Annotated in this window: 11 protein-coding genes; 8 read left to right on the forward strand and 3 right to left on the reverse strand. The window is 67.0% G+C overall.

All coding sequences use genetic code 11. The annotated features are described in order from the left end of the window. Positions 1 to 128: 128 nt before the first annotated feature. The 5 genes from QZM35_RS27595 to QZM35_RS27615 all read left to right on the forward strand — a co-directional run bounded on the left by QZM35_RS27595 (position 129) and on the right by QZM35_RS27615 (position 6,382). Entirely contained in the window at positions 129 to 1,460 is a 1,332-nt protein-coding gene (locus QZM35_RS27595; RefSeq protein WP_254600289.1) for a nitrate/nitrite transporter, read from the forward strand. Continuing rightward, complete coding sequence (locus tag QZM35_RS27600) at positions 1,457 to 2,674, forward strand: mandelate racemase/muconate lactonizing enzyme family protein (protein ID WP_166897003.1); 1,218 nt, start codon at positions 1,457 to 1,459, stop codon at positions 2,672 to 2,674. Before QZM35_RS27595 ends, QZM35_RS27600 begins: the two co-directional genes overlap by 4 nt. A gap of 14 nt (positions 2,675 to 2,688) precedes the next feature. Beyond that, on the forward strand, positions 2,689 to 4,356 hold the full coding sequence (locus tag QZM35_RS27605) for a GMC family oxidoreductase (protein WP_301777220.1): 1,668 nt from the start codon (positions 2,689 to 2,691) through the stop codon (positions 4,354 to 4,356). Positions 4,357 to 4,435: 79 nt separating this feature from the next. After that, complete coding sequence (locus QZM35_RS27610) at positions 4,436 to 5,023, forward strand: class I SAM-dependent methyltransferase (RefSeq protein WP_179255109.1); 588 nt, start codon at positions 4,436 to 4,438, stop codon at positions 5,021 to 5,023. A gap of 426 nt (positions 5,024 to 5,449) precedes the next feature. After that, on the forward strand, positions 5,450 to 6,382 hold the full coding sequence (locus tag QZM35_RS27615) for an MBL fold metallo-hydrolase (protein ID WP_089428486.1): 933 nt from the start codon (positions 5,450 to 5,452) through the stop codon (positions 6,380 to 6,382). 153 nt (positions 6,383 to 6,535) lie between these two features. Here the strand turns inward: QZM35_RS27615 and QZM35_RS27620 are convergent, their stop codons facing one another. The 3 genes from QZM35_RS27620 to QZM35_RS27630 form a co-directional block, all read right to left on the reverse strand. After that, positions 6,536 to 7,357 carry a glycine betaine/L-proline ABC transporter ATP-binding protein gene (locus QZM35_RS27620; protein ID WP_089432035.1) on the reverse strand — a complete coding sequence of 274 codons (822 nt, stop codon included), beginning with the start codon at positions 7,355 to 7,357 and terminating at the stop codon, positions 6,536 to 6,538. Positions 7,358 to 7,371: 14 nt separating this feature from the next. Further along, positions 7,372 to 8,337, reverse strand: coding sequence for a proline/glycine betaine ABC transporter permease (locus QZM35_RS27625; RefSeq protein ID WP_174975433.1), 966 nt, complete (start codon positions 8,335 to 8,337; stop codon positions 7,372 to 7,374). A 69-nt stretch (positions 8,338 to 8,406) separates the two neighbouring features. Continuing rightward, positions 8,407 to 9,444 (reverse strand): ABC transporter substrate-binding protein, encoded by a 1,038-nt coding sequence (locus QZM35_RS27630; RefSeq protein WP_301777221.1) that lies wholly within the window; start codon positions 9,442 to 9,444, stop codon positions 8,407 to 8,409. A 571-nt stretch (positions 9,445 to 10,015) separates the two neighbouring features. Here QZM35_RS27630 and QZM35_RS27635 point away from each other — a divergent pair. The 3 genes from QZM35_RS27635 (at position 10,016) to QZM35_RS27645 (ending at position 13,430) form a co-directional block, all read left to right on the forward strand. Further along, positions 10,016 to 11,167, forward strand: a complete 1,152-nt coding sequence (locus tag QZM35_RS27635) for a porin (RefSeq protein WP_174975434.1) — start codon at positions 10,016 to 10,018, stop codon at positions 11,165 to 11,167. 317 nt (positions 11,168 to 11,484) lie between these two features. Further along, positions 11,485 to 12,294, forward strand: a complete 810-nt coding sequence (blaOXA, locus tag QZM35_RS27640) for an OXA-1043 family class D beta-lactamase (protein WP_089428491.1) — start codon at positions 11,485 to 11,487, stop codon at positions 12,292 to 12,294. After that, on the forward strand, positions 12,291 to 13,430 hold the full coding sequence (locus QZM35_RS27645; RefSeq protein WP_301777222.1) for an acyltransferase: 1,140 nt from the start codon (positions 12,291 to 12,293) through the stop codon (positions 13,428 to 13,430). The genes blaOXA and QZM35_RS27645 overlap by 4 nt, the downstream gene beginning before the upstream one ends. Positions 13,431 to 13,484: the final 54 nt, after the last annotated feature.

The following is a 13,484-nucleotide window of genomic DNA, read 5'->3' on the forward strand; positions in this document are numbered from 1 at the left end:
TCACGCCAAACGCACCGTTTCCGGCGCGCGCACTCAAACACCACGCCGCGCGCGCCGCCCCTGACCCAACCAGAACATAAAAAATCTGCAGGCGTCCGCGTTAAGGATGCCTGATGGAGGAAGACATCATGCCGACCCAACCGTCGACACCCGCCGCGTCGCTCGCATTGCAGGACAAAGCACTCGACGCACACGCGTCGCAGCATTCCCGCGCGCAACGCTACCTGCAACTGCTGCTGCTCGTGATCGCCGCGGGCGCGATCTACCCGATGCTATATCTGCGGCAGGTGTACCAGCCGACGATGCTGCAGTTCTTCCATATCGACGACGTGCAGCTCGGCTACCTGTATTCGTCGCTCGGCACGATCTTCCTGATCAGCTATTTGCCGAGCGGCTGGCTGGCCGACCGCCTGTCGCCGCGCTGGCTGATCTGCTTCTCGCTGCTCGCCACCGGCGCGCTCGGGCTCGTCTACGCGACCGGGCCGTCGTTCGACCTGCTGGTGCTGATCTTCGGCGGCTGGGGGCTGACCACCGGCCTCACGTTCTGGGCCGCCGTGATCAAGCGCGTAAACATGATCGCGGGCCCCGACGAACAGGGCCGCTTCTTCGGCCTGCTCGACGGCGGCCGCGGCCTCGTCGAGGCACTGCTCGCGACGATCGCGATCACGCTGTTCGCGTACGTGACGCAGGCACGCGGCGGCACTGACGCAGCCGGCTTCAAGCTCGTCGTCCACCTGTACGCGTTCTTCTGCATCGCGCTCGGCGTGTTGCTCGCGCTGGTGAAGGATCCGTCGAGCACGGGCGACCGTGCAGCGGCCACGAAGCGCGCCAAGGGCAACGTGCTGACCGACCTGAAGACGCTCGCGGCGATCCCCGAGCTGTGGCTCGTCGCCGCGATCGTGTTCTGCGGCTACCAGGTGTTCTGGGCGACCTACAGCTTCTCCGCGTACCTGCACGAAGGCAACTTCGGGCTCAGCGCGACGGCGGCCGGCTTCATCACGACGCTCAAGCTGTGGATGCGCCCCGTCGGCGGCATCGGCGGCGGCTTCCTCGGCGACCGCGTATCGAAGGTGTCCGTGCTGTTCTGGGCGCTGGTGCTCGCCGCGCTGTCGCTGGTCGGGCTGATCGCCGCACCGGCACACAGCCCGCAGGCGATGCTCGTGGTGCTCGTGCTGTTCATCGGCATCCTCACCTATGCGATCCGCGGCCTGTACTGGTCGCTGCTCGACGACTGCAAGGTGCCGACGCATTGCGCGGGCCTCGCGATCGGCCTGATCTCGGTGCTCGGCTATTCGCCCGACGTGTTCGTGCCGCTGATCAACGGCTACGTGACGCAGACCTACCCGGGCGCGCACGGCTACCAGCTCTATTTCGGCTATATCGCGGCCATCGCGCTCTGCGGCGCGGGCGCCGCCGCATTCCTCAAGTACCGCCTCAATCGCATCCAGGAGTCCGCATGAAGATCGTTTCGCTCGAAACCCATATCGTTGCCGTGCCGCCGCCGCATGTCGGCGGGATGTACTGGATCTTCGTGAAGCTGAAGACGGACGACGGCATCGAAGGCGTCGGCGAGATCTATTCGGCGACGTTCGGCCCGAAGGCGATGGCGCCGATCATCGATGACGTGTTCGAACGCCATCTGCTCAACCGCGACCCGCATCACGTCGAACGGCTGTTCCGCCAGGCTTACTCGAGCGGCTTCACGCAGCGGCCCGATCTCACGATGATGGGCGTCGTCAGCGGCCTCGAGATGGCGTGCTGGGACATCATCGGCAAGGCCGCCGGCAAGCCCGTGTACGAACTGCTCGGCGGCAAGATCCACGAGCGGCTGCGCTCGTACACGTACCTGTACCCGAAGAACGCGAAGGGCGAATACGACTACGACGATCCCGACCTCGCGGCCGAATGCGCAGCCGAGAACGTGAAGCTCGGCTTCACGGCCGTCAAGTTCGATCCGGCCGGCCCGTACACGGCTTACTCGGGCCACCAGCTGTCGCTCGAGGTGCTCGATCGCTGCGAGCTGTTCTGCCGCCGCGTGCGCGAAGCCGTCGGCAGCAAGGCCGACCTGCTGTTCGGCACGCACGGGCAGATGGTGCCGTCGTCGGCGATCCGGCTCGCGAAGCGGCTCGAGAAATACGACCCGCTGTGGTTCGAGGAGCCGGTTCCCCCCGGCCAGGAAGAAGCGATCGCGCAAGTCGCGAAGCACACGTCGATTCCGATCGCGACCGGCGAGCGCCTGACGACCAAGTACGAATTCCACAAGCTGCTGCAAGCGGGCGGCGCATCGATCCTGCAACTGAACGTCGCGCGCGTGGGCGGCCTGCTCGAAGCGAAGAAGATCGCGACGCTCGCCGAAGTGCACTACGCGCAGATCGCGCCGCACCTGTACAACGGCCCGGTGGGCGCGGCCGCGAGCATCCAGCTCGCGACCTGCACGCCGAACTTCCTGATCCAGGAAAGCATCATGACGTGGGGCGGTTTCCACGCGGAAGTCGTGAAGACGCCGATCCGCTGGGAAGACGGCTACATCATCCCGTCGAACGAACCGGGCCTCGGCATCGAGCTCGACATGGACGTCGTGCGCCGCCACACGCCGTACACCGGCGAACGGCTTCACCTGCAGATGGGCGAACACCCCGTCGACGTGAAGGATCTCGCCCCCGCGAAGGGCTGAGCGCAAGGACAGACATGAGCTACGACTACATCATCGTCGGCGCGGGCTCGGCCGGCTGCATCCTCGCGAACCGCCTGAGCGAATCGGGCCGGCACTCGGTGCTGCTGCTCGAAGCGGGCGAACGCGACGCGTCGTTCTGGTTCAAGGTGCCGGTCGGCTTCACCAAGACCTACTACAACCGCCGCTACAACTGGATGTACTACAGCGAGCCCGAGGCGCAGCTCGCCGACCGCAAGCTGTACTGCCCGCGCGGCAAGGTGGTCGGCGGCTCGGGCTCGATCAACGCGATGGTCTACGTGCGCGGCCAGCGCAGCGACTACGACGACTGGGCAAACGCCGGCAATCCGGGCTGGGCATACGACGACGTGCTGCCGTACTTCCGCAAGCTCGAAACCCACGCGGCCGGCACGACCGATCCGCAGCATCATGGCTCGACCGGGCCGATCCACATCACGTCGATGAAGGCCGACGTGCATCCGATCGTCCACGAGTTCCTGAAGGGCTGCGGGCAACTGAACCTGCCGCGCACCGATGATTTCAACGGCGCGCGGTTCGAAGGCGCGGGCATCTACGACCTGAACACGAAGCACGGCGAGCGCTGCTCCAGCAGCTTCGCGTACCTGCGCCCCGCGCTGGGCCGCGCGAACCTCACGCTGCGCTCGGGCGTGCTCGTGCGGCGCGTGACGTTCGACGGCACGCGTGCGACCGGCGTGGTCGTCGCGGGCGAGCACGGCGACGAAACGCTCGTCGCCGCGCGCGAGGTGATCCTCGCGGCCGGCGCGGTCGATACGCCGAAGCTGCTGCAACTGTCGGGCGTCGGCGATCCGTCGCTGCTCGCGCGCCGGCGCGTGCCGCTCGTGCATGCGCTGCCGGCGGTCGGCCGCAACCTGCAGGACCACCTGTGCGTGAGCTTCTACTTCAAGGCGAACCGGCCGACGCTGAACGACGAGATGGGCACGCTCATCGGCAAGATGAAGATCGGCTTGCGCTACCTGCTGACGAAGCGCGGCCCGCTCGCGATGAGCGTGAACCAGGCGGGCGGCTTCTTCCGCGGCACGGACGACGCGCAAGAACCGAACCTCCAGCTCTACTTCAACCCGCTGTCGTACCGGATCCCGAAGAGCGATCGTGCGAGCATCAAGCCCGAGCCTTATTCGGGCTTCCTGATCGCGTTCAACCCGTGCCGGCCGACGAGCCGCGGCACGATCGAGCTCGCGTCGAACCGCGCGGAAGATGCCGCGAAGATCCACATCAATGCGCTCACCACGCAGAAGGATCTCGACGAAGCCGTGCAGGGCAGCAAGGTGATCCGGGCGCTGATGCGTGCGCCGGCGCTGAAGTCGATGACCGTCGAGGAGATCTCGCCGGGGCCGCAGGTGGATTCCGACGAAGCGATGCTGCAATATTTCCGCGAGCAGTCGGGTTCGATCTATCACCTGTGCGGCTCGTGCGCGATGGGGCCGGACGCGGCGACGTCGGTGGTCGATGCGTCGCTGCGCGTGCACGGGCTGCAGGCGCTGCGGATTGTCGATGCGTCGGTGTTTCCGAACATCACGTCGGGCAACATCAACGCGCCGACGATGATGGTCGCGGAGAAAGGCGCGGACCTGATCCTGGCGGATGCGCTGCACGGCGACAGGACGGGCACGCAGGCCGGCGAACGGGAAACCGTCGCACACTGAAACGGTGGCCGCCGTGTTTTCCCGGGTGCCGCGCATGCGGCACGCCGTTTGCTCGCGGGCAAACCGGAAGGAGAACGCCATGACCACTCATCTCAGGCAACCCGGCCGGCCGCGCGGCCTCGTCGGATGGATCGTGGGCCGCATCATGCGCCGGGTCAACCGGGCGGACAACGTGTGGACGCTGTCGCTGCTCGCGATCGGCGACGGCGAGCGGGCACTCGAAGTCGGGTTCGGCCCCGGCGAGGCGATCAGGCTCGCCGCTGAAGCCGCCCGATCCTGCCGCATCGCCGGGGTCGATCACTCCGCGACCATGCTGGCCGCCGCCAGGCAGCTGAATCGCGCGTTCATCGAGCAAGGCCGCGTACGGCTCTCGCTCGGCTCCGTCGACGCGCTTCCGTTCGCGGACGACGCGTTCGACAAGGTCTTCTCGATCAACTGCATCTACTTCTGGCGCAACCCGGCGCTCGGCCTGGGTGAATTGCGCCGCGTCGTCAGAAGCGGTGGCATCGCCGCGATCACCGTACGCGACATCGAGCGTGCGCCGTACGACGCGTACCGACCCGACACGCTGGCTCGCCTCATGACCGAAGCCGGCTTCGCGTCGGTGGTCATCCATCGCAACGGGGTACCGTCGCATCCGCTCGCTTGCGTGCTCGGCACGAAGTAGCGGCCGCACGTCGAAACCGGCGACGCTCGCCGCACGCCGACAAACATGGGGCTTCGGCGTTTCGCCGGGAGAATCCCGCTCGCAGGCGGACGGGCAAGCGCATGCGCGTCCGGCCCGATCACCACCGGCGCAGCGTACAGCCGCCATGCAACCGTCTGCGGATAGGAAGCGTCCCGGTCGGTGAACGGCGCGTCGATCCATCCGCCCGTCGCCTTGCCCGTCGCTTCCCGCCCGTCGTCGATTGTTGCCCGTCGAACAACATGATGTGTGCGCTCCCGGTGCTTCCGCCTTTCATCCCCCTGACTACAATCCTTCTTACGCCCGGTTGAAAGGCGAGCGAAGCGAAACGCGCGAAATTCGTGGTCGTGCTCGTGACCCGCACCCTGCAGTGCGACTTACCCCACTCGATGAATAGGACTATTGATGATGAGCGAAACCACCCGCAATGTTCAGCCGGTTATCTCCGACCTCGGCAAGCCAGGTTCGGGCGAACTCGTGCCGTCCCGCTACGCCGTCCGCGTGGGTGACGTCGACGTCGTGCTGATCAGCGACGGCATTCTGCCGCTGCCGACCTCCACCATGTCCACCAACGTGAGCGAAGCGGACCGCAATGCCTGGTTCGACGGCCGTTTCCTGCAACGCGACATGTTCGACTGGGCGCTGAACATCGCGCTCGTGCGCAGCGGCGAACGCCTGATCCTGATCGACTCCGGCGTGGGCGACGGCTTCGAATACTTCACGCGCGCCGGGAAGTCGGTGATGCGTCTGGAATCGGCCGGCATCGACTTGTCCGCGCTCACCGATATCGTGATTACCCATATGCACATGGATCACGTCGGCGGGCTGAACGTCGACGGCGTCAAGGCCAAGCTGCGCCCGGACGTGCGCATTCACGTGTCGGCCGCGGAAGTGGCGTTCTGGAAAAATCCGGACTTCAGCAAGACGGTGATGCCGGAAACGGTGCCGCCGGCCCTGCGCAAGGCGGCCGAGAAGTTCGTGACGCTCTACGGCGAAAACATCGTCCAGTTCGACCAGACCGTGGAAGTCGCCGCAGGCGTGTCGGCGCGCGTGACGGGCGGGCACACGCCCGGGCACTGCGTCGTGGACATCGCATCGAACGGCGAGAAGCTGACGTTCGCGGGCGATGCGATCTTCGAAGTCAACTTCGATCATCCCGAGTGGCAAAACGGCTTCGAGCACGATCCTGAAACGGCTGCCGCCGTGCGTATCGCGCTGTTCAATGAAGCCGCCGAGACCGGCGCGCTGCTGGCCGCCGCGCACGTCGCGTTTCCGTCCATCGGTCATATCGCCAGGAACGGCGACGGATTCCGGTTCGTGCCGGTTCTGTGGGATTACTGATTACTGGTCACGGATCGGTGTTCGACGATCACGACGAGACCGCCGCACGTCCACGAGACTTGCGGCGGTTTTTCGTGGGCGATCGCGTGTCGTCGCCATGGCGCCGGAAAAAAGCACGCCGCCCGTCGCGGCGCGCCGTTCTTCATGCTCCCGTCAGTTCACACTCGTGCGCTTCTCCACGAACCGCCGGACATAGTCATCCGCCGGCCGCGACAGGATATCGTCCGGCGTCCCGACCTGTACGAGCGTGCCGTCGCGCAAAATCGCGATCCGGTCGCCGATCCGCAGCGCTTCGTCGAGATCGTGCGTGATGAACACGATCGTCTTCGCGAGCGTCGCCTGCAGTTCGAGCAGCTGATCCTGCATCTCGGTACGAATCAGCGGATCAAGCGCGGAGAAAGCCTCGTCCATCAGCAGCACGTCGGTATCGGCCGCCAGCGCGCGCGCGAGCCCGACGCGCTGCCGCATCCCGCCCGACAGCTCGTCCGGATAGTGATCGCCATAGCCGTCGAGCCCGACCTTCGTCAGCCAGTTGCGCGCGGCCTCGGCCGCATCGTGCCGCTTCTCGCCGCGCGTGCGCAGCGCGTACGCGGCGTTGTCGAGCACGGTCTGGTGCGGCAGCAGCCCGAAGTTCTGGAACACCATGCTGACCTTGAAGCGGCGCAGCTCGCGCAGCCCGTGCGCGTCGAGCTTGATCACGTCGTTGCCGTCGATCACGATCTCGCCGGCCGTCGGCTCGATCAGCCGGTTGAAGTGCCGCACGAGCGTCGATTTCCCGGAACCCGACAGCCCCATGATCACGAAGATCTCGCCCGACTCGATGCCGAGGCTCACGTCGTTGAGCCCGACGTTGCAGCCCGTTTCGGCCAGCACCTCGGCCTTGCGCTTGCCCGAGCGCAGCAGGTCGAGCACGCGCGCATGCGCGGCCTGCGGCCCGAACAGCTTGTACACGTGTTTGACGTCGATGGTCGCCATGTCTGCCTCCGTTCCTATGCACGCGACGACTGCGTCGCCTGATTCGAATCGACGCCCGCCGACGACGCCTTGCGCGGCAGCCGGTACGGCACGCGCGACGCGCCCTTCTGCCGGCGCTGCTGCGCGAGCCGCCGCCGTGCGCGGCGCTCCTGGCCGAAGCCCTGGCTGATCCGGTCGATCACGATCGCGAGAATCACGATCGCGAGGCCCGCCTGCGTCCCCTTGCCGACGTCGAGCGTCTGGATGCCCGCGAGCACGTCCTCGCCGAGCCCGCGCGAGCCGATCATCGACGCGATCACGACCATCGACAGCGCCATCATCGTCGTCTGGTTGATGCCGGCCATGATGCTCGGCCGTGCGAGCGGCAACTGCACGTTGACGAGCAATTGCCAGCGCGTCGTGCCGAATGCGCGCGCGGCTTCCGTCACGTCCGGATCGACCTGGCGGATGCCGAGATCGGTCAGGCGGATCAGCGGCGGCAGCGCGTAGATGATCGTCGCGAGGATCGCGGGCACCTTGCCGAGGCCGAACAGCATCAGCACCGGGATCAGGTACACGAAGCTCGGCAATGTCTGCATCACGTCGAGCACCGGCAGCAGCATCCGGCGCAGCCACGCGCTGCGCGACGCGAGGATGCCGACCGGCACGCCGATCGCGACCGACAGCACCGTCGCGACAAGCATCAGCGCGAGCGTCTGCATCAGCTTGTCCCACAGGCCGAAGCAGCCGATCGCGTAAAGCAGCAGCATGAAGAGCGCGCCGAGGCCGATGCGGCGCGTCGCGTTCCACGCGATCGCGCCGACCACCAGCAGCACGAGCCACGGCGGCGCCACGCGCAGCGCGCCTTCGAGCGGCACGAGCAGGTAGCGCAGCACCAGCACGCTGAAGTGATGGAAGCCGTCGCCGTATTGCGCGACGAACGTCTCGAGCGCGCCGTTCACCCAGTCGGCGATCGACAGGTGCAGAAAGAAGCCGTTCATTTGATTCTCCGTCGCGCCGCGAAGGCGCGTGACGGCGGCGGCGGGCGCGGGCCCGCCGCCGCGCGCAGGTTACGCGCCCTTCAGGCTGCCGGCGATCTTCTGCGCGACGTCGGCCGGCACCCACTGCTTCCACATGTCCTGGCGGGTCTTCAGGAACTGCGTGGCCATCGCCGCGCCGTCGATCTTCTTCGTGGTCATCTCGAGGATTGTCTGGTTCAGGAAGTCCATCGGGAAGCGCACCTTGCCGAACACGCCGACGAGATCGGGGTTCGCATCGGCGAACGGCTTCGACACGCCCACCGTCAGCCGCGACACCATGTACGACGACGCGCACTGGTGCGTGCTGCTCTCGTCGCGCAACGTCTTCCAGCAGGCTTCGTTATAGGCCGGCATCTTCAGCGCGGTGAACTTGTATTTCGCCATCAGCGCGGCCGGGCCCCAGTAATAGAACACGATCGGCGCGCCGCGCTGGTACGCCGACGCGATCGCCGCGTCGAGTGCCGCGCCGGTGCCCGGGTGGAAGTTCGTGTACGACTGGTCGAGCTTCAGCACGCGCAAGAGGCGCGTGTTCACGCGCTCGCAGTCCCAGCCCGTCGGGCAGTTCAGGAAGCGGCCCTTGTCCGGCTCCTCCTCGTCGGCGAACACCTGCTTGTACTTCGGCAGATCGTCGACCGACACGAGCCCCGCCGCGACCGGCTTGATGTTGCGCGCCGGATCGCCCTTCACCACGTAGTCGGGCACGAACCAGCCTTCCGTCGTGCCGCCCGGCAGCGTGTCGCCGATCAGCTTCACGGCGCCCGACGAGACGGCCTTCGCGGTGATCTCGCTGCGGCCCGTCCACTGCTCGGCCCAGATCTGCAGGTCATTGCGCGCGAGCGCCGTTTCGGTGGCGGCCGTGCTGCCCGGCACGACGTCCGTCTTGCAGCCGTAGCCCTTCTCCATGATCTGCCGCAGCACTTCGGTCGCGAACGACCCGCTTTCCCACGTGATGCCCGCGAAATGGACCGTCTTGCCGTCGGTGCACGCGCCGCCGGCCGCGTGGGCGGCAGGCGCGGACAGGATCGCCGCGGCGGCGAGAAGGACCGTTTTCAGTCGTCGAATCTGCATGGTGGGTCGTCTCCAAATCGAATCTGTTGTTTGTGCGTCGCGGCATGCGCGGCGACCGGCGAAGCGTGGACGTATCCACGTCCGGTCAGCCTGCATGTTTCCGCCGCCAATTTGTTTAGGGAAACGAGTAATTCCGATCATTGCAATCGGCGGCGTCGATCGATCTCTGGGCGCCCTGTCAGGCCCGCCGGACGGGCCTCGCGGCCGATTTTCCGAGCCCGTGCAAGACCCGGCGCGGGCCGCGCCGCCCCCGCGTTCGGCCGTTGCGCGGCCGGCGTTGCAGCGCGGCACGCCACGCCCCGTTTCGACTGTCGAAACGGCCTGTCGCGACCCCATTGGCGAACCCGATCCCATCCATCGAAATTACTCGCTTTCGGTTCCTTGCCGGCTTGGGAAGAATGCGCGGTGTCATCGGAGGAGACACGACCCGACGCTGCCGGTTGCCGCGCCGCCGCGCGTTGCGCGACCCGGCGCCGCGCGCGCTGCATCGGGTCGCCCCGGATGACGGGGCGCGCCACGCCGGGCGCGCTCACGACAACCGATACCAGCTGGATATCACGGAGATCTCTCAATGAAAAAGACCCTGACGGCGCTCGCCGTAACGGCAACCTTCGCGGCCCCCGTGTTCGCGCAAAGCAGCGTCACGCTGTACGGCGTGATCGACGAAGGCCTGAACTATACGAACAACGTCGGCACCGGCCACGTCTACGAGATGGCGAGCGGCTACGCGCAGGGCAGCCGCTGGGGCCTGAAGGGCAGCGAGGATCTCGGCGGCGGCATGAAGGCGATCTTCCAGCTCGAGAACGGCTTCGACGTGAACAGCGGCCGGCTCAACCAGGGCGGCCGCATGTTCGGCCGCCAGGCGTACGTCGGCCTGAGCCAGGCGCAGTACGGCACGCTGACGTTCGGCCGCCAGTACGACTCCGTCGTCGACTATCTCGCGCCGACCACGGCCAACGGCAACTGGGGCGGCTACCTGCTCGCGCACCCGTTCGACAACGACAACACCGACAACTCGTTCCGCCTCGACAACACGGTGAAGTACGCGAGCCCGAACTTCGGCGGCTTCCAGTTCGGCGGCGCATACAGCTTCAGCAACAGCACGAGCTTCTCGGACAACCGCGCGTACAGCTTCGGCGCGCAGTACCAGAACAACGGATTGCTGATCGGCGCCGCGTACCTGCAGGCGAACCATCCGGGCAACGGCTCGGCCGGCGCGATCACCGCGAACGACGCGAGCTACATCGCCGAGCGCATGCGCGTGTTCGGCGCGGGCATCAACTACACGTTCGGCCAGGCGACGGTCGGCTTCGCGTACACGAACTCGAACTACAAGAACCCGACCGGCAACGGCTACCTCGGCACGCCGGGCGCGATCATCGCCCCGGGCGCGACGGTCAGCGCGATCAAGTACCAGAACTTCGAGGTGAACGGCTCGTACCAGGTCACGCCGGCGTTCATGGTCGGCGCGCAGTACGTGCTGTCGCTCGAGAAGTACGACGCATCGACCGGCAACGCGAAGCCGAAGATCCATTCGGCCGGGCTGATGGCCGACTACAACCTGTCGAAGCGCACCGACGTGTACGTGCAGGCCGCGTACCAGCACATCGCCGGCGACAAGACGAACTCGATCCTCGACAACGCGTTCATCCCCGGTACCGACGCGCCGTCGTCGACGTCGAACCAGGTGGCCGTGCGCGTCGCGCTGCGCCACAAGTTCTGATGTAACCCGGTTCTCCGTTCTTCACGCGACACCCGTGCGGGTCTGCCCGAGGTGTCTTTGCCCGCCCGCAAGCGCAAGCCTGCCGGCGGGTTTTTTCATGGGCGCCGTCACGCGTGACCCGCCGATGTTGCCGGAATCGGCAAAAAGCGCCCGCTCGTCCCGTCAACCGTGACAGGTCAACGGACGACCATCCGCCGATACACTGTGGATCTCCGCGACGGCCGCCATCCCCACGATCCCCGATGCCGGCCGTCGCCTTCATTGCGCCCGGCCTGCCGCCTTTCGCGCACCCACAGCCCATCCCCGAGGAGTGTCACTTGAAGCACTGGCGCCGCGCGCTGTTCACCTTCGCCGCCGGCCTCCTGGCCGCCGCGACTTCCGATGCCCGCCCGATCTGCACCGTCGTCGCCGACGCCGCCACCGGCCAGCTGCTCGTGCAGCAAGGCGACTGCGCGACCCGCGTGACGCCGGCGTCGACGTTCAAGGTCGCCATCAGCCTGATGGGCTTCGATGCGGGCGTCCTGAAAGACATGCACACGCCGACGCTCGACTTCCACGCCGGCTACCCCGACTGGGGCGGCGCACCGTGGCGCGAGCCGACCGACCCGGCGCGCTGGATGAAGCTGTCGATCTTCTGGTACTCGCAGCAGGTCACGCAGGCGCTCGGGCAGGCGCGCTTCCAGCAGTACACGACCGCATTCGGCTACGGCAACGAAGATGCGACCAGCCCGACGGGCGAACTGAACGGTGTGATGGGCGCGTGGGTCAACGCGTCGCTGCGCATCTCGCCGCTCGAGCAGGTCGCCTTCATGCGCAAGATCGCGAACCGGACGCTGCCCGTCAGCGCACACGCGTTCGACATGACCGAGCGCATCACGCTGATCGACACGCAGCCCGACGGCTGGATCGTGCATGGCAAGACGGGCACCGGGTCGCCGGGGCGCAAGTACGATGCGTCGCACGCGTACGGCTGGTTCGTCGGCTGGGCGGCCAAGGGGCCGCGCAAGGTCGCGTTCGCGTACCTGATCCAGGACGACGAGCGGCAGACGCCGAACGCCGGCCTGCGCGCACGCGATACGTTCCTGGCGACACTGCCGGCCCTCGCCGAACCGGGCAGGCCGCAATGAGCACCGGCCCGCGCAACGCGCGGATCGACCTGCTGCGCGGCGTGTCGATCGTGCTCGTCCTGCTGCATCACTTCAACATCCCCTACTCGCTGCGCGACACGTCGCTCGCCCGCGTATTCGGCTGGGATGCCGTGCATGCGATCGCGCGCAACGGCAACTACGGCGTGACGATGTTCTTCGTGATCTCCGGCTACCTGATCACGTCGAATGCGCGCCGCCGCTGGGGCAGCCTCAGCGCGATCGACGTGCGTGCGTTCTACGTGTCGCGACTCGCGCGCATCGTCCCGTGCCTGCTCCTGCTGCTCGCGCTCGTCAACTGCCTTGCGGCGGCCGGCGTGCCGATCTTCCAGAACCATGCGCCGGAGGGCATCGCCGTGTCGTTCTGGCTCGTGAACCTCGCGTCGCTGACGTTCTGGATGAACGTGCTGATCGGCGCGTACGGGTGGGTCAACTACGCGCTCGGCGTGCTGTGGTCGCTGTCGGTCGAAGAGGTGTTCTACCTGTCGTTTCCGCTGCTGTGCATCGCGTTGCGCCGCGATGCGCGGCTCGTCGCGTTCTGGGTGGTCATCGCCGCGATCGGGCCCGTGTACCGCTTCACGCACGCCGGTGATGAAGGCGGGTTCCTCTATGCGTACTTCGCGTCGTTCGACGGGATCGCGATCGGCTGCTGCACCGCGCTGCTGGCCGAGCGCGTGAACGGGCAGCGGCTGGCCGCGCCGCTCGTGCAGTGGCCCGTCGCGGCGGCGATGGCCGCGCTTTATCTGGCCAGGCCGATCGCGGAAAGCCATGTCGCCGGCGTCACCGCGATGGCGCTCGGCACGGCCGTGCTGCTGATCGGCGCGCACGTCAACGGCGAGCGTGTGCACGGCCGCCTGCTCGCGCCGCTGGGCCGCGCCGGCAAGCTCAGCTACGAGCTGTACCTGTTCCACCTGATCGTGCTCGGCGGGCTGCGCACGTTCTGGCCGCCGTCGGCCACGCACGGCGACACGAAGCTGCTGTTGCTGATTGCGTATCTGGTGTTGTCGGCGGCACTGAGCACGGCGATCGCGCGCGGCTATGCGACGCCGCTCGACCGCCTCATCAAGCGAGTCGCGTCGCGGCCTTCAACGCGCGTGCCGGATGGCGCGCGCTTCTAGCGTGTCATCGGCCATCGCTGCCGGGTCGCCGGGAGAAAGAAATCGGCCAGGGCC

It is taken from the genome of Burkholderia sp. AU45274 (assembly GCF_030482505.1).
GTDB lineage: Bacteria > Pseudomonadota > Gammaproteobacteria > Burkholderiales > Burkholderiaceae > Burkholderia.